Annotated in this window: 17 protein-coding genes and 3 tRNA genes; 3 read left to right on the top strand and 17 right to left on the bottom strand. The window is 66.9% G+C overall.

The genetic code is table 11. The annotated features are described in order from the left end of the window. Positions 1–8: 8 nt before the first annotated feature. From LFT46_RS07145 to LFT46_RS07120, 6 genes are all read right to left on the bottom strand, one after another. On the bottom strand, positions 9–1199 hold the full coding sequence (locus tag LFT46_RS07145; RefSeq protein WP_236801864.1) for an acyl-CoA dehydrogenase family protein: 1191 nt from the start codon (positions 1197–1199) through the stop codon (positions 9–11). A gap of 148 nt (positions 1200–1347) precedes the next feature. After that, positions 1348–1421, bottom strand: a tRNA-Ile gene (locus tag LFT46_RS07140). A gap of 75 nt (positions 1422–1496) precedes the next feature. Next, a complete protein-coding gene (locus LFT46_RS07135; RefSeq protein ID WP_236821701.1) occupies positions 1497–2693 on the bottom strand; it encodes a glycosyltransferase in 1197 nt (398 codons plus the stop codon). A gap of 110 nt (positions 2694–2803) precedes the next feature. After that, positions 2804–3712, bottom strand: coding sequence for a DMT family transporter (locus tag LFT46_RS07130; protein ID WP_236801862.1), 909 nt, complete (start codon positions 3710–3712; stop codon positions 2804–2806). Next, positions 3712–4335, bottom strand: coding sequence for a CDP-alcohol phosphatidyltransferase family protein (locus LFT46_RS07125; RefSeq protein WP_236821700.1), 624 nt, complete (start codon positions 4333–4335; stop codon positions 3712–3714). Before LFT46_RS07125 ends, LFT46_RS07130 begins: the two co-directional genes overlap by 1 nt. Positions 4336–4418: 83 nt before the next feature. Next, positions 4419–5270, bottom strand: coding sequence for a phage holin family protein (locus LFT46_RS07120; protein WP_236801860.1), 852 nt, complete (start codon positions 5268–5270; stop codon positions 4419–4421). Positions 5271–5450: 180 nt separating this feature from the next. Between LFT46_RS07120 and LFT46_RS07115 the strand changes: the two genes are divergently transcribed. From LFT46_RS07115 to LFT46_RS07105, 3 genes are all read left to right on the top strand, one after another. Then, complete coding sequence (locus tag LFT46_RS07115) at positions 5451–6674, top strand: multidrug effflux MFS transporter (RefSeq protein ID WP_236801859.1); 1224 nt, start codon at positions 5451–5453, stop codon at positions 6672–6674. Positions 6675–6740: 66 nt separating this feature from the next. Further along, positions 6741–6920, top strand: a complete 180-nt coding sequence (locus LFT46_RS07110; RefSeq protein WP_236821699.1) for a glycine zipper 2TM domain-containing protein — start codon at positions 6741–6743, stop codon at positions 6918–6920. Between the two features lie 92 nt (positions 6921–7012). After that, complete coding sequence (locus LFT46_RS07105; RefSeq protein ID WP_236821698.1) at positions 7013–7420, top strand: hypothetical protein; 408 nt, start codon at positions 7013–7015, stop codon at positions 7418–7420. 88 nt (positions 7421–7508) lie between these two features. Here the strand turns inward: LFT46_RS07105 and LFT46_RS07100 are convergent. From LFT46_RS07100 to LFT46_RS07050, 11 genes are all read right to left on the bottom strand, one after another. Beyond that, a tRNA-Asn gene (locus LFT46_RS07100) sits at positions 7509–7581 on the bottom strand. A gap of 135 nt (positions 7582–7716) precedes the next feature. Next, a tRNA-Asn gene (locus LFT46_RS07095) sits at positions 7717–7789 on the bottom strand. Between the two features lie 97 nt (positions 7790–7886). Beyond that, on the bottom strand, positions 7887–9866 hold the full coding sequence (gene dnaG / locus LFT46_RS07090; protein WP_236801856.1) for a DNA primase: 1980 nt from the start codon (positions 9864–9866) through the stop codon (positions 7887–7889). Between the two features lie 42 nt (positions 9867–9908). Then, positions 9909–10169: a ferredoxin gene (locus tag LFT46_RS07085; protein WP_236821697.1), complete on the bottom strand. Its 261-nt coding sequence runs from the start codon at positions 10167–10169 to the stop codon at positions 9909–9911. Beyond that, on the bottom strand, positions 10166–11437 hold the full coding sequence (locus LFT46_RS07080; protein WP_236821696.1) for an NADH-ubiquinone oxidoreductase-F iron-sulfur binding region domain-containing protein: 1272 nt from the start codon (positions 11435–11437) through the stop codon (positions 10166–10168). Before LFT46_RS07080 ends, LFT46_RS07085 begins: the two co-directional genes overlap by 4 nt. Continuing rightward, positions 11434–11991, bottom strand: a complete 558-nt coding sequence (locus tag LFT46_RS07075; RefSeq protein ID WP_236821695.1) for a ferric reductase-like transmembrane domain-containing protein — start codon at positions 11989–11991, stop codon at positions 11434–11436. The genes LFT46_RS07080 and LFT46_RS07075 overlap by 4 nt, the downstream gene beginning before the upstream one ends. Next, positions 11984–13084 (bottom strand): FAD:protein FMN transferase, encoded by a 1101-nt coding sequence (locus LFT46_RS07070; RefSeq protein ID WP_236821694.1) that lies wholly within the window; start codon positions 13082–13084, stop codon positions 11984–11986. The genes LFT46_RS07075 and LFT46_RS07070 overlap by 8 nt, the downstream gene beginning before the upstream one ends. Position 13085: 1 nt before the next feature. After that, entirely contained in the window at positions 13086–13451 is a 366-nt protein-coding gene (locus LFT46_RS07065; protein ID WP_236821693.1) for a hypothetical protein, read from the bottom strand. A 127-nt stretch (positions 13452–13578) separates the two neighbouring features. Beyond that, positions 13579–14928: a deoxyguanosinetriphosphate triphosphohydrolase gene (locus tag LFT46_RS07060; RefSeq protein ID WP_373462203.1), complete on the bottom strand. Its 1350-nt coding sequence runs from the start codon at positions 14926–14928 to the stop codon at positions 13579–13581. Then, positions 14876–16054 carry a tRNA dihydrouridine synthase DusB gene (dusB, locus tag LFT46_RS07055; RefSeq protein WP_236821692.1) on the bottom strand — a complete coding sequence of 393 codons (1179 nt, stop codon included), beginning with the start codon at positions 16052–16054 and terminating at the stop codon, positions 14876–14878. The genes LFT46_RS07060 and dusB overlap by 53 nt, the downstream gene beginning before the upstream one ends. A gap of 69 nt (positions 16055–16123) precedes the next feature. Continuing rightward, positions 16124–17605: a YibE/F family protein gene (locus tag LFT46_RS07050; protein WP_236822005.1), complete on the bottom strand. Its 1482-nt coding sequence runs from the start codon at positions 17603–17605 to the stop codon at positions 16124–16126. Positions 17606–17611: the final 6 nt, after the last annotated feature.

The following is a 17611-nucleotide window of genomic DNA, read 5'->3' as shown; positions in this document are numbered from 1 at the left end:
TTTCCTGTTTAGACGATGGCTGAGATGCCTGTGATGGCCCGGCCGGTTACCAAGGTGTTGATCTCGGCGGTGCCCTCATAGGAGTAGATGGCCTCGGCATCGGCGAAGATCTTGGCCATCTCATAGTCGGTCACGATGCCGTTTCCACCCAGGATGCCGCGGCCCAGGGCCACGCTGTCCCGCATGCGGCCGGTGGCGAAGGCCTTGGCCAGGGCGGACTGTTCGTCCTTGGCCGCGCCCGCGTCCTCCAACTGGGAGAGGCGCACCATCATGCCCATGGAGCTGACGGTATTGCCCAGGATCCGGACCAGCTGGTCCTGGATGAGCTGGAAGGAGGCAAGCGGCCGTCCGAACTGGTGCCGCTCCACGGCATAGCGGCGGGCAACATCGAACGCGGCCAGCTGGAGCCCAACGGCCTGCCAGGCAACGGAAAGCCGGGTGGCCTTGAGTACCTTGTTGACGTCGCGGAAGCTGTTGGCGTTGGCCAGCTTGAAGTGGTCCGGGACAACCACGTCCGTCAGGACGATGTCGGCGTTCTGGACGGTGCGCAGGGAGATTTTGTTTTCGATCTTTGTGGCGCTGAATCCAGCCAGGGTGGTGTCCACCAGGAAGCCCTTGACCTGGTTGTCCGCAACATCGCGGGCATAGATGACCACCCAGTCGGAGAAGGTGGCGTTGCCGATCCACCGCTTTGCCCCGTTGAGGATCCAGTTGCCGCCGTCCCGGCGCGCCGTGGTGCGGGTTCCGCCGGCCACGTCGCTGCCCCCCAGCGGCTCGGTCAGGCCGAAGGCGCCAATCTTCTTCAGGGCATAGATGTCGGGCAGCCACTCGTCCTTTTGCTCCTGGGATGCCAACAGCTCGATGGAGCCGGTGAAAAGCCCGTCGTGTACCCCCAGGAAGGTGGCGATCGATGCGTCGGCACGCGTGACCTCGGCATGCAGCATTCCCGCGAAGAGGTTCGAGTATCCCTGCCGCCGGACCGGGCTGACCAGGTCCAGGTCGGCGAACTTGGGCACCAGCTCCATCGGGAACTCTCCGCGGTTCCAGCAGTCCACGGCAAGGGGTTTGACCTCGCGCGCCAGGAAGTCGCGGACCTCGGCGAGCCTGTCCTGTTCCTTGCCGGACAGAAGCTGCTCGAAGGCGAAGAAGTCGCCGTCGGCGTAGGGAAGCTCGTGGGATTCGGCTGCGGAGGTTGCCATGGGTACCTTCTTTGGTGATCAGCGCTGGCCGTGCAGCGGAACCGGGCACGGAATGTTACTGGGCAGTAACTTACCGCAGGGGTCCGGGTTAACCAAGAAGAACCGCGTCCGACGAAGACTGTCGTGCGCGGTTCTTCCTGGTTGGCGGTAGGGCTACTCGGACTTGAACCGAGGACCTTAGGATTATGAGTCCCGCGCTCTAACCAGCTGAGCTATAGCCCCCCAAACCCTGCGTATACGTAATGGAACACCACGCTCCAGCAGGGCAAAAACACTCTAGCAAACCCGGGAACTGGTTCAGACCACCTTGTCCTCGTACGTGGCGCCCCGGTACAGGTCCTCGAAGGTCTGCAGCGTTCCCTGGAGGCTGTGCGGCTCCACCATCTGCCGGCTGGCCCGGCCCATGGCGCGCTGCTGGTCCTTGGGAAGCTGCAGGACCTGGGTGATCTTCTTGGCGAGGTCGTCACTGTCGTTGGGGGTGAAGAGGTAGCCGTTCTCGCCATCGCGCACCAGGTGCGGCAGGGCCATGGCATCGGCCAGGACCACCGGGGTGGAAGCGGACATGGCCTCCAGCGTGACCAGGGACTGCAGCTCAGCCGTTCCGGGCATGCAGAACAGGTCCGCCTGGATGTACGCCTTGCGCAGTTCTTCGTCGCTGGCAAGGCCCAGGAACTTGACCCGGCTGCTGAGCCCGAGCCGCCGCACCAGGTCCTCAAGCGCAGGGCGCACCTCTCCCCCGCCCACGATTTCCAGGTGAACGTTCAACTCGGGCGGCGTCTTCGCGATGGCCTCGATGAGCACGTCCACATGCTTTTCCTCCGCAAGGCGGCCGGCGAACAGGACGGTGGGATGGGCATGCGGTTCGATGTGCTCGCCGGGCTGCAACTCATAGGCCGTTGAGTCGATGCCGTTGGACAACGGGAGCACCTTCCGCAGGAAGGCGTGCTCGTGCATGGCCCGGGCGGCAAGCGGCGTGGGGGTTGTCACCACGTCGGCCTGGCCCATGACCTTGCCCATGTCCTTCCAGGAAACCCGCCCGATGATGTCCTTGAACCACTGCGGGAACGGCAGGAAGGGGTTGAGGTTTTCGGGCATGAAGTGGTTGGTGGCGATGATCCTGACGCCGCGCTTTACGGCCTCGTAGAGCACGTGCTCGCCAATCATGTAGTGGCTCTGGATGTGCACGACGTCAGGCTTCACGCGGTCAAAGAGGAGGCTGATTTCCTTCTTGATTTCCCACGGGAAGCAGAGGCGGAAGCTCTCGTGGGTGAACGCCTTGTGCGAGCGGAGCCGGTGCACGGTTGCTTCCTCGCGGAACTCGGTGAAGCTCTTTCCCTTGCTGTCGCGGGACGCCAGGACATGGACGTTGTGGCCTCGGGCAGTCATGCCCTTGGCCAGGCGGTAGCCAAACTGGGCAGCACCATTGACGTCCGGCGGATAGGTGTCGGCGGCGATGAGGATGGTCAGGGGACGCTGGTCGGCTGGCGTGGTCATGGGGAGTACTCCTGATGGTCACGGTGCGGACAGCATGTAACTGACAGCACGGTTGGCCGGTGGCGCAGGGGCGCAGGCCTCGTGGGTTGCTGAATCTGGACGGAAATGGGCTAGTGGGACGGCCTGCCGGCGGCCTTGCGCGCGTCCTTCTTGCGCTTGGTGACCTCCGGGTGGTGCCGGGAAAGGGCGATTACCCCAACGATAGCAAGGCACGCAGCCGTTCCCATCGCAATGGCCATGACCGCATGGACGTCGGGACGCAGTTCGCCCAGGATGATGATGCCGATGGCAATGCCCACCATGGGATCGATTACCGTGAGTCCGGCGATGACCAGGTCGGGCGGCCCTGTGGAGTAGGCGCTTTGCACGAACCACGAGCCCAGGCCGCCGGCCGCGATGATGGCCACCACTGAGTACCACTGGACGTTGAGCAGGAAGAGTCCGTTGGGGTCCAGGAGGTGTTTGCCGATGATCCGGGTAAGGACCGCCACGAAGCCGAAGAGGATGCCCGCGCCCAGGATGTAGATGAACGCATTCATCCGGTGCCTGAACGTCACTGCCAGCGTGCCGAACAGCCCCACAGCCAGGGCCAGCAGCAACACGATGGTGAGCTCGTCCTCCGGGCTCACATGATGGTTTTCCTGGGTGACGTTAACCGCCAAGAGGACAAAGAGTGCCGAGCCGGTGACGCAGGCGCCGATGGAGACGGCGGTGGCGCGGTTGATGGACAGGTCCTGGTCGCGGGCGTTGACCACGGTGGTGATTACCAGGGCGATGGCGCCGATGGGCTGGATCACCGTGAGCGGCGCGGACACCAGGGCTACGGCGTTCAACGCCATGCCGGTGCACAGCAGCAGGAGCCCGAGCATCCACCGGGGATTGCGGAGAAGGCGCAGGAAGCCGTTGGAACTCAGGGCGAGTCCGCCGGTATCGGCTTTGACGGCGCTGCCCTGGCGCTGGGCACCCAGGGCGAGGCAGAAGGCGCCGAGCACCGCCAGGCCGACGGCAAGCCACACCATCAGCCGTTCCCGCCGTCGTGCCGTTTAAGTTCCCTGCCCTTTCGCAGGATGGCCCAGAAGTAGTTGTACGCGGCAATCCAGTGGCCGATCAGGCCAAGGCCCAATACCACCCAGGCGGCTACGAAGAGCTGGTCCGAAGCGCCGGTATCCAGGCGGGAGAGGACCAGCAGCGGGGTGCCCAGGAGCAGCAGGCCGGTCCGCACCTTGCCCACCACGCTGACGGGAAGGTCCGGATGGCCATGGAAGAAGGACAGCGTCAGGGCCAGCAGCACGGCATCAGGGACCACCAGCGCGGCCAGGTAGAGCCAATGCACGACGCCGGCAATCACCAGGGTGAAAGCCACGGCCAGCAGGGCCAGCCGGTCGGCGATCGGGTCCAGGACCCTGCCGAGCTTGGAGGCCTGGTCAAAGCGCCGGGCGATGTAGCCGTCAATCCAGTCCGTACCGGCCATGACGGCCAGGACGATCACGCCGGCGCCGTATTCCTTCTGGGCCAGGACCAGCCACATGAAGAGCGGAACACCCATGAACCGCACCACTGTGAGCAGGTTGGGGATGGTGAACACGAGGTCGTGGTCCACCTGGGGACGGCCGGGGCGGGCGCCTGCACCAATGAATTTCACCCGTCCCCCTCTCCTTCCTGCTGCGCCGGAGCGCGGTGTTTCAGTGATTGATTGTGTGCCGGGAGTGCTTGTGGAGCAGCAGGCTAGTTGGAACGGAACAACCTGCGGAGGAGGACAACCAGGACGGTTCCCGCGGCCACGAAGGCGGCCAATGGCTTCCAGCGCCTGGAGAGGTCCGTGGAACCGGACAACGCCGCGAGCCTTTCGCCCGCCGCGTCCACGCCGTGCTGCGCCAGCACCTGGCCTTCGCGCACCTTGACCTGCGCAGCGGCCAGCAGGTAGCGGGCCTGGGTCTTGAAGTCCAGCTCAGTACCGAGTTCGTCGCGGACCTCTGTGAGGTGGTGCCGCCGCTGGCTCAGGCGGCGCGCCAGCTCGGGTTCGGAGGCGTGCGGGAACTCCTGCTGCTCACGGGCCGCTTTCGCTTCCTTTTCAGCCTTCGCCTTGGCCGCGGCCTCGGCCTTGGCCGCCTTCGCAGCCTTCGCCTCGGGGCTCTCCGGATCCAGGATGGCGGGGTTGAACGCGGAGCCTTCCCGGGCAACGCCGATATCGTGCCTGATGCCGCGGATGGTTTCCTCGGGCATCAGCGGCATGGCCTTCTTGAACCGCGCGAGGCCAATCAGTCCGCCGACGAGCGCTATCAGCAGGAAGGCCGCGGAGACCAGGAGGGCTGCCAGCCAGGCAGGCATGATGGTGGCCAGGCCCATGATGGCCGCGACGATCAGGCCAACAACCAGGAAGGCCAGGAAGAGGAGTGCCACCGCGAAGAAGGCCGCGGCCACCCCCACCTGGATGCCCTTGCGTTTGAGTTCGATCTTGGCGAAGGCGATCTCGTCGTTGAGCTGGCGTGGGGCCAACCGAAAAAGGAGTCTTGCCGTTCCGGGCAGCGCAGTGATGCGCAATCCCGGGCTGGTACGCCCGCTGTGACGTCCGCTCATCGGTTCCGCCTTACTGGTTTCATGGGTCGATACTGCTTCCGTTTGCTGCGGAAATGTGCAGCCGCACAGTCCACGCCACCAAAACTACCATTCAGGTTCAGGGCGAACTTGGGGGCTTGCCGGACGGCGCGGCCTACAACGCTGCAAAAACAGTCCTGGCCGGGCCTAGGATTGTTCTCCGTGACCAATCCCCCCAATCCGGGCGACCTGCTGAGCCGCCGCCGCAAGCTCCTCTACATCCTCCTCCTGGGCGCCCTGACAGCCCTCGGTCCGTTCACCATCGACCTCTACCTGCCCGCCTTCCCCGCGCTGGAGGCGAGCCTTGGGGTGACCGAGGCGCAGGTTCAGCTCACCCTGGCTGGCACCACCGTCGGTTTTGCGTTCGGCCAGCTGGTGGTGGGCCCCTTCAGCGACAAGTTCGGGCGACGGACCCCGCTGATCCTTGCCACTGCAGTGCACATCGCAGCGTCGATGGGTGCAGCCCTGTCCACTGACATCGCCACGCTGGGGGTGTTCCGTGTCCTCATGGGCGTGGGCGCGGCCGGCGGCGGCGTGGTGGCCATGGCCATGGTGCGCGACCTGTTCTCCGGGTACGCCATGGTGCGGATGTTCTCGCGGATGGCCCTGGTCAACGGGCTGGCGCCCATCCTGGCACCGGTGATTGGTTCACAGCTGCTCCTGGTGATGCCGTGGCCCGGCATCTTCGTGTTCCTGGCCGCATACGGGACATTGGTCATCGTGGCGGCCCTGGTCGTGGTGCGTGAAACGCTTCCGCCGGAGAAGCGGGGCCAGAGCGGCATGACGGCCAGGCAGCGCTACAAGGCGCTCTTCAGCGACCGGATCTTCGTGGGGCTGCTCTTGGTGGCCGGCTTTAATTTCGGCGGCCTCTTTACGTATCTGTCCGCCTCCCCGTTCCTTTTCCAGGACGTCTTCGGGTTCTCGGCCCAGCAGTACGGGCTGCTCTTCGGCATCAACTCGCTGGGCATCGTGGCGGGCGTGCAGACCAGCTCGCGGCTTATCAGGATCGTCCCGCCGCAGTGGATCCTGGCCTGTGCCACAGCGTGGATGTTCCTGATGGCCGTGCTGATCGTGGTCCTGGACCAGCTGGGCCTGGGGCTTTGGGGCGTCATGGTGCCCCTGTGGTTCTACATCCTGGGCACCGGCTTCATGTTCCCCTGCGTGCAGGTGCTGGCCCTGGCAAGCCACGCCTCCCAAGCGGGAACCGCGGCATCCCTGCTCGGCGCGGCCACATTCCTCATGGCCGGGCTGATCTCCCCCGTGGTGGGCTGGGTCGGCATCACCAGCGCGGCACCCATGGGGGCGGTTCAGGCATCGTGCATCCTGGTGGCCATTGGAGCACTCTGGCTGGTGGTCCGGCCGCGCACGGTTCCTTCCATTCACTAAGTACCCTCGATCCATCAGGGACTTCAATCCACTGACCGCAGCCGCCAGGCACCAGGAAGGCAGCACATGGCCCGCAAACCGCACCGCAATGGCAGGGGGCTCTTCCTCGGGGCGGTGCTTGGCGCCGTGGCGGGCTATTTTGCCGGCCGTGCCGTGGGCAACCCCGCCTGGGGCATCATCCTGGGGACGCTGGCGGGCGCCGCACTCCTGTACCGGGTGAATCCGGGCCGCCGCAACCGCCGCTGACTGCTCCTGCTGCCGGACTTGCCGGTTGACGCCCGCCGTTCCTGGCTTGCGGCGGCACTGCGCGATAGAGCCCAGCGCGATAAAATGATCGCGTGTCCAGCTGGCAGAACCAACCGCCTCTTCCGGCCACATGGCAACGGTGCGACGCCAGGATCCTGCCACTGTGGTGGGAGCGGCTGTGCGCGCAGACAGGCCAGCAGTCGGCGGCGCTGTATGCGGCAGGTTTGTTCACGGAGGACCGGCGCCGGCCCATCGCCCAATGGTTCAACCCAGCCTTCAAGGCCGCCCTGCTGGTGGCCCCGGAAACCTCGCCGGAATGGCCTGTGCAGCGCTTTGGCATCTTCTACGCCCCGCCTGATGCCGGGTTTGTCCGGATCCACTCGGCCCCGCACGAATGGAATCCGCGCGAACCCCGAAAGTCCCCCACCGAGCGGGAAGCGTTCGAGTCAGCCATCGCCGAGGCCGAAAGGTTCCTGCAGGTGGAAATGGACTTCGTGTGAGCCCATCTTCCCCATCCCAGGCTTCCAGGCCCGCGGCAAGAAAAAATCCCCGTTCCTCCAGTTGGAGGAACGGGGATTTTTCGTAGCGCTCCTCCTGCTGGACTTGAACCAGCAACCCTTCGATTAACAGTCGAATGCTCTGCCAATTGAGCTAAGGAGGAATGAAGCAGGTATGACATTAGCAAAGGTTTCCGGCCCAAGGGAAATCGGCGGTTTTCCGGGCCACAGCAAGCCTCACGGCGTACAAAACGGGCAACAAAAATCCCCGTTCCGGAAGCCGGAACGGGGATTGGAAGCTCCTCCTGCTGGACTTGAACCAGCAACCCTTCGATTAACAGTCGAATGCTCTGCCAATTGAGCTAAGGAGGAATGAAGCGGGTACCAGCCTAGCAAACACCCGCGGCGGAAACGAAATCGGGCGGGACGTGACCTCCCCCACTTCCTGGTGCCGCGCGGACGCCGCGGCCTATGCCTCGGCCCGCAGTGCCCGGCGTTCCATCTCAAGCATCATCAGTTCGCGGTTGAGCCGCTGGTACGTTTCCGGGTCGGCCGCGGCGTCGAGGCGCTGCAGCTGGCCCATCTTGTCCGCCTTGATCCGGGTGATCTGGAGTTCGAAAAGCCGGGACAGGATGTCGCGGCAGTACTTCAGCACCGCCTCCTCCGTATGGGCCGGAAGCGGCACCACCGAAAGTTCCGACACCAGCGGCCGCAGCGGTTCCGGGACCTCATGCATGACGTGTTCCACCCAGCGCACGGGGTCACCCACCAGTCCTGGCCCGGTGGCGCGCATGGCGTCATGCACGGCCTGGAAGGCAGGGGTGGAGAAGCGGGCTGCGTCGAAGCGGTCCCAAACGTCGCCGGCCAGCAGCGACGGCTGCTGCAGGGCCACCTCCAGCGCCTGCCGCTCCATGGAGGCTACGGGGTCGCGCGGGTCGGGACGGTGGAAGGAAGGGACAGCGCCCGACGACGGCCCGGCAGCCACGCCGGGGCCGCCGGCAGGTGCCTGGCCGTTTTGGCCCTCGAATCCCCTGCCCTCGTAGCCTTGGCTGCGCTGCTGCTGTCCACGGTTGGTGGTGCCCTGGCCGCCGGGACCTCCGGCGTCCCCCCGTTTCGCTGCGTTCTTCACCTCGGCATTGACCATGCGCAGGACCTCATTGGGGTCGGGCATGCCCAGCCAGCCGGTCAGCGCCTGGCAGTAGCCGGTCCGGGTGGAACCGTCGCGGATGGCCGCCACCACCGGCACCGAAGCCTTCAGGCCCTGGACGCGGCCCTCCACGGTGTCCAGGTTGAACTGCTTCAGTGTGGTGCGGATGGCGAACTCGAACAGGGGCCGCCGGGACTGGATCAGGGCGTGCACTGCCTCGTCCCCCCTGCTGAGCCGCAGGTCGCAGGGATCGGCTCCGGTGGGTTCCACGGCCACGAAGGTCTGGGCGGTGAACCGCTGGTCCTCCTCGAAGGCGCGCAGGGCTGCCTTCTGCCCGGCGGCGTCGCCGTCGAAGGTGAACACCACTTCTCCCCCGGTGCCGTCATCGGACAGAAGCCGCCGGGCGACCTTAATGTGCTCGGTGCCGAACGCGGTGCCGCAGGTGGCCACCGCCGTCGTGATTCCTGCAAGGTGGCAGGCCATGACGTCTGTGTAGCCCTCCACCACCACCAGCTGGCGGTCCTTGGCGATGCTCTTCTTGGCCAGGTCGATACCGTAGAGGACCTGGGATTTCTTGTAGAGCGTGGTCTCCGGGGTGTTGAGGTACTTGGGGCCCTGGTCGTCCTCATAGAGCTTCCGGGCGCCGAAGCCGATGGTGTCGCCGGCGATGTCCTTGATGGGCCAGATGAGGCGGCCACGGAAGCGGTCATAGATGCCCCGGTTTCCCTCGCTGAACATGCCGGTGAGCTTGAGTTCGGCATCGGTGAAGCCGCGGCCGCGCAGGTGCTTCAGGAGCCCGTCCCAGCCCTGCGGCGCGTAGCCGCAGCCGAAGTGTTCCGCGGCTGCCCGGTCGAAGCCCCGGCCGAACAGGAAGTTGCGGGCCTCGGCCGCGCCGGGGGTGAGCAGCTGGGCGCGGAAGAACTCGTCGGCGATCTTGTGCGCGTCAAGCAGCCGCTGGCGCCGGCCCACTTCCTCGCGGTTAGGCCCGGTTCCGCCGTCCTCGTAGCGCAGCTCGTACCCGATCCGCGCGGCGAGCTTTTCCACAGCCTCCTGGAAGGAACTGTGGTCCTGCTTCTGCACGAAGGCGATGACGTCCCCGTCCTCACCGCAGCCGAAACAGTGGTACCGGCCCACCTGGGGACGGACGGTGAAGGACGGCGAGCGCTCATCGTGGAAGGGGCACAGACCCTTGAAGGTTCCCAGCCCGGCGCCTTTCAGCGTTACGTAGCCGTCAACAACTTCCTTGATGTCCGTGCGCTGGCGTACTTCATCGATATCTTCACGTTTGATCAGCCCAGCCACACAGCAATCTTAGTGTCACTGGCTTGGTGCCACTGGCCCGGCCTACCTGCCGGGTGTCCGCTGTCCCGGTTCGGGCGCCGTCCGCTGCACCAGGCTGAGTGCCAGCCTCGGGCAGAGGAAGACGGCCTCCTGCGCCGCGTCCAGGTCAGCGTCCCGCAGCGGAACGTCCGTGCGTTCACCGCCCACCTTGCCGCGCGCCACGGGGTACCCCCAGTCGTCCCGGTCGAGCACACCGGGAAGCAGTTCCGAGCACAGGCCGCGGCCATCGCAGCTGGTCCAGTCGATGTGCAGGTACGTTTTCATGCCGCCACGCGTCCCGGGCCTGCGCAGTACCCGGCCAGGTGGGCGCGGAAGTCAGCGGCGAAGACCTCCAGTGCGCTGCTGACCAGTCCCGTGGTCCCCTCCGGGTGGCGGCATGCGCCCCGCCCGGAGACCAGCCGCCCCAGGCGGTCCAGCTCGACGGTAAGCCGCGGATTCGTTTCCCCTCCCGCGATCCGGTTGAGGACTGATGCCATGGCCGGCAGGCCGAACATGCAGGGGCCGCACTGCCGGGCGGACTGGCCGGCCAAGTAGCTGACGATCCCGGCCGTGGCCTGGATGCCGCAGGTCTGCAGGTCCAGGGCGTGGATCACTCCCGCTCCGGGGCGGACCGTCCGGCCCGGCGGTCCCGCGGGTGCAAGGGCGTGGTCTGCCGGCCGCACCCACCGGCCGTGGTACCCGCCCACTAGGACGGCGGACAAGTAACCGGGATCCATTCCCGCTTCCTTCAGGACGGCGGAAAGTTGCACCCCGCCGGGTACCTCCAGCACCACGTCCCGTACCGGGGCTGGCCCGGAGACGGACACCAGCCTGGTGCCAGGGTCTGCGGCGGTGCCCGCCTGCCGGAACCACTGCGCGCCATAGCGGGCGATCAAGGCCACCTGGGCCAGGGTCTCGACGTTGACCACCAGTGTGGGGCGGCCGTTCAGGCCCGACTCGCTGAGGCGCCGGCGCTGGTCCGTAGGCAGGGCGGTACCGTTCGCAATCATGTTGACGACGGCGCTCGACTCACCGGAGATGAACGTTTCGGGAGCCTGCACCACATGGATCCGCCTGCCGCCCGGACGCTCCCCTAGTGCTTGCCTAAGGCGGGGCAGGCTGGCCGCCGGCGCGTAGACGTACATGCTGGTGCCGCCCGTACTTGTCTGGCTGCCTGTTCTGCCGCCCGTTTGGCCCAGGGCGGCGGCGAGCGCGACCAGCCCGTCAATGACCAGGTGGGGCGCGTGTGCGAGGAGTGTCCGGTCCTTGAAGCTGAGCGGTTCGCCCTCGGCACCGTTGGCAATCACCACGGGGCGGGCGGCAAACAAACCCTTCCGCCCGGAACCGGCAGCGGCGGTGGCCTTGCGCCAGGTTTCGAATGCGGCTCCTCCCCGGCCGGTTAGTCCGGATTCAGCGAGCACTTCCAGCAGGCCCGGTCCTGCCGCCTGCGGCTCCCACGGGCCGAAGGTGTCCAGGTGCCGCGCCCACCCTGCATCAGGGCCTGCCGCCAGGAGGCGCGGCTCCTGGCGGTGGCTGTCACCCGGTTGGCTCACGGGAGGTTTCCTTGCCTGGCGCGGAAGGTTTCGAGAAAGGACGGGCTCAGCCGCCACACCATGGCCGCGGCAACGGCCACCGCGGACACGGCAGCGAGGAGGAGGAACCATCCGCTTGACACGTCAGTGCCGTTTCCGAGGGCGTGCGCCATGGCAACCGGCCAGACGCCATAGCTGAGCCAGTGGACGGCCTTGAAGGCACGTTGCCCGATCCGGTGCCGCAGCAGCCCCGTGACCACGACGGCCAGGACCAGGTCCAGGGCGACGGTTCCCAGCCCCTGCCAGAACGGCTGGTACGACCCCAGGAATGGCACCACGATATCCACGGGACTTAGCTTGGCAAAAGAGTCAAGGAGCAGTGCTCCAACGTGCAGCCCCAGGAAGACCGTGGCGAGCAGGGCAATGTTCCGGTGCAGGAGGCTGATGGAGAACCGGGGCAGCACCAGCAGGGGCCGGCCTGACCGGTTCAGGATGCCCAACAGTACCGACGCGGTAAACAGTGCCAGTGACACGAAGCCGCTGACGCGCCCGAAAGCCCACATTGCCTCATCCATGGCGCAGGCTTCCCCTTCCGGAGCCTTTGGCTGGGCGGAAGCTTTCGGCGGGGAGATAATTCTCGGCGGGCCAACCCCCGGTGGTCGCCACCCTGCCGCGGCTGTCCACGAACCGTGCGGATATGCCCTCGCCCCGGAACCACTCGAGGGACTTGAAGCCGCGCACGATGGCCGCGGTGCTGAAGGCGTTCGCTTCCAGGCAGGTAGGCGCCGCCACGGTCACCGAGCGCCACACCGCTTCGGCAGGCAGGCCGAAACGGGGGTCAAGGATGTGGTGGACCTGGCTGCCCTGATGGAGCCAGCGGCGCTTTTGGGTACTGGATGTTGCCAGGGCAAATCCCGGAGCCAGGGAGATGTGCTGGGCGGGGTCGGCGGGAAGGTCCTGCACCACGATCTGCCACTGGCCGGGGTTCACGTCCGACTGGTCGTCCTGCCGGATGTGCTGTTGGTGCGGCCCAGGTCCTGCGCTGGCCAGGTCTCCGCCCAGGCTCACGAGTACCCCGCAGCCCAGCCGCCGGTGCACCTCGGCGGCGGCAAGGTCGGCTGCGACGGCCTTGGCCGATGCGCCCAGGTCGAGGCTAAGCCCGGGCGGCAGGGTCAGCGTGTCGTCGTCGAGGCGGAGGCGGGACCAACCGGGCACCCGGGTGGCCACCGGGTCCGAGTGCACCGGCGAAACCGGCAGGCTGCGGATCCCCGGCGTGGCAGCTAGGGCCGGACCGTGGCCCAGGGCTGCCAGATCCGCTCCCAGGGTGGGATCAACAGCGCCGTGGGTCATCCTGGCGGCGTCCAGGGCACGCTCCAGGAGCAGCCGGCACATGGGGCTCACCCGGACGCCGGATGCCATCCGCGGCTGGAGCGCCACCAGTTCCGAATCTGCGCGGAAGCGGCTGCAGGCACGGTCCACCGCCGCCAGCACCTGACGAACGATCTCTTCCGCGGCATCCAGCGAGCCGGGGACCGTCACCGTGATGGCTGCCTCGAGTTCCCATACCGTCCAGCTGGATTGTGCTGTGGGAGCTACAGCTGCTTCGCTTTCAGGGGCCGCTGCAGAATCGCGGCCACCAGTGCGGTGGGTGGTGTCTGAACCGGCCACGTCAGGACCCGGAGGACCTTCCGTGGATTGTGCCGCCGTTGCCGGGCTGGACTGGGCTGGTGCTGCCGTAGCTCTTGGAGCGCCGCGAGCCACCATTTTGGCCCGTGCCCTTGTTCTGCCCGGCACCACTGTCCTGCCGGGTGCCGGAACCGTCGTCATCAGAGCGGCCGGAACCGGACTTGGGCGTGCTCCCCTGCGCACCGCGGTCCTGCGTGCTGCTGTCCGTACCTGCAGTTGTCCTGGCAATGACGGACGGAGTTGCGGCATACACAGCGGACGCCGCCACGCCTGCGGCAGCGAAGCTGCCAACGCTTACGGCTGCCGTAATTCCGGTGGCCAGGCGCTTGCCCCTGCTGCGAGTACTCATGACCTGCTCCCGTTCCTGGCGGCCTGCCTTTCCCTCCATGGTGCGCCTGCTTCCTGTGTAGATGCTTTAAGGAAGCTGTTGATCAGGCGGGTGTCCAGGAGTTTCCCAGGGCAGGAGTGAAGGACGGCTACCAGAGCGAGGGCAGGCTCCCCACCAGGCGCTCGTACATGGCCAGGGCCGACCCGTCGGTGAGGGACGCCACCTGATCGATGACCACGCGAAGGCGTGCGCCGTCGTCGTCCGCTGCCCGCCAGTCCGCCGCGAACATCGGCTCCAGGTGCCGGTCTCCGGTGGCGCTGAGGGCAGTGACCAGGGCGTGGAGCACCTCGCGCTGGCGCTCGTAGATGGGCTGCCGGTGTTCGGTGGTCATGACGAAGGTGGTGGCAAGGCCCTTCATCACCGCGATTTCCATGACGGTCTCATCCGGAACCATGAGTTCGGCGTTGTACCGCGTCAGGTTTTCCGGCCCATAAACGGCGCGGGTGGTTTCCAGGGCTGACTGGCAGAACCTGCCGATCAGTTGGCTGGTCATGTTCTTGAGGGCTGCCATCGATTTGCGGCTGCCGTCCGCCTCACGCACCCAGACGTCGGTAGCCTCGAGCCGGGCCAGGGCGGCGTCGATGGCGGCGGGGTCGTTGTGCGGCAGGTACCACTGCTTGGCGTAGCCCACCACGCGGGCGCGGTGGTCCGGGTTGTCCATCCAGCGCAGCTGGAAGTGGCCGGCAACGATCGCGTCCTCGACGTCGTGCACGGAGTAGGAGATGTCATCCGCGAGGTCCATCACCTGGGCTTCCAGGCAGGTCCGGCGCTCCGGGGCTCCTTCACGGATCCAGTTGAAGATGGGGAGGTCGTCCTCGTAGGCGCCGAACTTGCTGGTCCGCTGCCCGTGGATCACCGGTGCTTCCAGGGCGGACCAAGGGTATTTCGACGCCGCGTCCAGGCTTGCGCGCGTGAGGTTCAGCCCGGCGGGTCGGCCGTCAGCCGTGAGCACCTTGGGTTCCAGCCGGGTGAGCAGGCGGAGGGTCTGGGCGTTGCCCTCGAAGCCGCCGATGGCATGCGCCACCTCGTTCAGTGCCGATTCGCCGTTGTGGCCGAAGGGCGGGTGGCCCAGGTCGTGGCTGAGGCAGGCCGTGTCCACCACGTCCGGGTCGCAGCCCAGCGCCCGGCCCAGCTCGCGGCCCACCTGTGCCACTTCCAGGCTGTGCGTGAGGCGGGTGCGGACGAAGTCGTCCGTATCCGGTGCCACCACCTGGGTCTTGGCGCCCAGGCGGCGCAGGGCTGAGGAGTGCAGCACCCTGGCACGGTCCCGTTCGAAGTCGGAGCGGTAGGTGCTCTTGGGCGGCTCCTCCATCCAGCGCGCCGAATCATGGGCGTCGTAGCCGGGCAGAGCCAGGGCGGCGGTGGGGGTTCCGGCGGTAGGTGTTTCAGCCACCGGAAACGTCCAGTTCGGCAGCGGCGATATCCCGGGACTGGTCATCGTTGAGGGCGCGGGAGTCCAGCCAGTCCTTGGGCAGGGCGGGCTTCTTGGGCGAGCCGGCGCGGCCGCGCGGGCCTTCGGCGTCCACCCCCGGATAGGGCGAGTCCAGATCCAGCTCGGCGAGGGTGTCCCGGAGCACCTCCAGGCTGGTGACCAGGGCCAGCCTGGTGCGCAGATCGCCGCCCACGACGTAGCCCTTGAAGTACCAGGCGATGTGCTTGCGGATCTCGCGCAGTGCCTTGCCTTCGTCACCGAAGGTTTCCACCATCAGTTCGGCATGCCGGTATACGCCTTCGGCCACCTGGCGCAGGTTGGGGCGGTGGCGGACGTCGCTGCCTTCGAATGCGGCCTGCAGGTCGCCAAAGAGCCAGGGCCGGCCCTGGCAGCCACGGCCCACCACCACACCGTCAACGCCGGTCTCCCGGACCATCCGGACGGCGTCCTCGGCGGACCAGATGTCACCGTTGCCCAGCACGGGGATGTCGGGCAGTGCCTCACGCAGGCGGGCGATGGCCGACCAGTCGGCCTTGCCCGAGTAGAACTGCGCGGCCGTGCGGCCGTGGAGCGCGACGGCGGCAACACCGGCATCGCGGGCGATCCGGCCGGCGTCCAGGTACGTCAGGTGGTCGTCGTCGATGCCCTTGCGCATCTTGATGGTCAGCGGGACGTTGCCCTTGGATGCTTCCTTGACGGCGGTCTGCACGATGGAGGTGAAGAGGTCGATCTTCCAGGGCAGCGCAGAGCCGCCGCCGCGACGGGTCACCTTGGGGACGGGGCAGCCGAAGTTGAGGTCGATGTGGTCCGCGCGGTCCTCCTCAACGAGCATCCGCACCGCGGCACCCACCGTGACCGGGTCCACGCCGTACAGCTGCACGGAGCGCACCTTCTCGTCATCGTCGTGCGAGATGATGCGGAGGGATTCGGGAGTGCGCTCCACCAGCGCACGGGAGGTCACCATCTCCGCCACGTACATACCGCCGCCGTACTCGCGGCAGAGCCTGCGGAAGGCGGAGTTGGTGATGCCGGCCATGGGAGCGAGGATCACGGGGGTGTCAACCGTGATGGGTCCCAGCTTCAGGGGCGGGAGTTCCAGCTTGGGGGCGGGAGGGGTTGCTGCAACAGTCACCTGTCCATTGTTGCAAAGCCGGGCAAATCGGGATTTTGCCGGTCCCCGCCGGCTCCCCCGCGGCAGCAGTCAGCCGCGGTCGGCCCGGCGTCCCCGCCGGGTGCCCGGCTCCGCTGCAGGTTCCGCGGCGGGTTCGACGGCGGCGCGCCGGCTGCGTTCCTCAAGCGCGGCTGCGGCGAGCGCCCCGGTGTCCGCAACATCGTCTGCTTGGCGGTGCCCGCCGTCGTGCGTTCCGTCCTGATGTCCGGCATTCACTGCGTGGACCTCTGCCGGCCTGATGCCGGTTGCCTTGACCACCAGCACGGCGATCAGCGTGGTGACGGGGATGGCCAGGACCAGCCCGATGGAACCGACCAGGGTCCGGATGACTTCCTCTGAGAGTTCGGCACTGGTGAGGGTGTCCATCAGGGGCCGGTCGTAGAGCATGACGATGATCAGGATGGGCAGCGCGGCGCCGGCGTAGGCAAAGGCAATGGTGTACACGGTGGAGGCGATGTGGTCGCGGCCGATCCGCATGGCCGAGGTGAACAGCTTCCGGGCACTGCTGGCCGGTGCCAGTTCGTAGAGTTCCCAGACGGCGGAGGACTGCGTGATGGTGACGTCATTGAGGACGCCCAGGCCGGAGATGATGAGTCCGCAGAGGATCACCCCGGAGATGGAGATGTTGGACGACGTGTTCACCAGGGTGGCGGCGTCGTGGCTGCCCACGCCGGCCAGATTTGCTGCGTCCGTGGCCCAGGCTGCCAGCAGGGCGGTGATGGCCAGCCCGAAAATGGTGCCCAGGAGCGCAGTGGATGTGCGCGCCGAGAAGCCGTGGGCGAAGTACAGCACCCCGATCATGATCACCGTGGACCCCACCAGGGCCAGCAGCAGCGGCGGCTTGCCTTCCACCAGGCCCGGGAGCAGGAAGTTCGCGAGCACGAAATACGCGCCTACCAGCCCGATCAGGGCGCGCAACCCGCGCCACCTTGCGACGGCGATGACCACCACGGCGTAGAGCACGGCCAGCAGGATGATCGGCAGGGTGCGGACGAAGTCCACGAAAATGTAGGCCGGCGATCCCTGTGATCCCGTGGCGCCCTGGACGTTGGAGAGGTTCAGGTACCGGATCTGGTCCCCGGGCTTCACTCCATGGGAGGAGGCGACGTCCGGGTTGATGACCACCTTCACCGGGCTTCCGCCCTTGTCCGGTTCGGTGACGGCGAAGGTGCACTCGGAGCCCTGGCTTGGCGGCTGCTGCGTGGTGCTTGGCTGACCGGAACCCTGTTGGTTTGAACCCTGCTGCCCGGAACCCTGCATGCAGCTCCCGGTCAGCACGCTCTGGATGGTGCCCGTATCGAAGGTAACCCCCGGGGCGGTGGAGTACGGGTTGGCGAGCGAGATGCCCTCCTTGCTTCCCGACGGCCAGAGCGCGGCCATCCCGGCGAGCGTCAGCAGCGCCAGGGGAATCAGCACTGCGGCAAGGATGCGGTTCGCCTTGCTGCGGGCAGCCATCGCCTGGGGCGTCGGCTCCGAATGATCCAAGGAAGCGTGGGAGTGACCGGCGCCCATCAGCAG

The organism is Arthrobacter sp. FW306-07-I (assembly GCF_021800405.1).
Taxonomy (GTDB): Bacteria; Actinomycetota; Actinomycetes; order Actinomycetales; family Micrococcaceae; genus Arthrobacter.
Note: the sequence above shows the minus strand (reverse complement) of the source record. Positions and strands in the feature narration are given on the sequence as shown.

Bases quoted from the DNA above. Each gene is read 5' to 3' on its own strand.
- LFT46_RS07120 (WP_236801860.1), bottom strand. From the start codon at position 5,270: ATGAGCGGACGTCACAGCGGGCGTACCAGCCCGGGATTGCGCATCACT.
- LFT46_RS07130 (WP_236801862.1), bottom strand. From the start codon at position 3,712: ATGGTGTGGCTTGCCGTCGGCCTGGCGGTGCTCGGCGCCTTCTGCCTC.
- LFT46_RS07145 (WP_236801864.1), bottom strand. From the start codon at position 1,199: ATGGCAACCTCCGCAGCCGAATCCCACGAGCTTCCCTACGCCGACGGC.
- LFT46_RS07060 (WP_373462203.1), bottom strand. From the start codon at position 14,928: ATGACCAGTCCCGGGATATCGCCGCTGCCGAACTGGACGTTTCCGGTG.
- LFT46_RS07085 (WP_236821697.1), bottom strand. From the start codon at position 10,169: ATGAAAACGTACCTGCACATCGACTGGACCAGCTGCGATGGCCGCGGC.
- LFT46_RS07050 (WP_236822005.1), bottom strand. From the start codon at position 17,605: ATGGGCGCCGGTCACTCCCACGCTTCCTTGGATCATTCGGAGCCGACG.
- LFT46_RS07135 (WP_236821701.1), bottom strand. From the start codon at position 2,693: ATGACCACGCCAGCCGACCAGCGTCCCCTGACCATCCTCATCGCCGCC.
- LFT46_RS07065 (WP_236821693.1), bottom strand. From the start codon at position 13,451: ATGAGTACTCGCAGCAGGGGCAAGCGCCTGGCCACCGGAATTACGGCA.
- LFT46_RS07110 (WP_236821699.1), top strand. From the start codon at position 6,741: ATGGCCCGCAAACCGCACCGCAATGGCAGGGGGCTCTTCCTCGGGGCG.
- LFT46_RS07075 (WP_236821695.1), bottom strand. From the start codon at position 11,991: ATGGATGAGGCAATGTGGGCTTTCGGGCGCGTCAGCGGCTTCGTGTCA.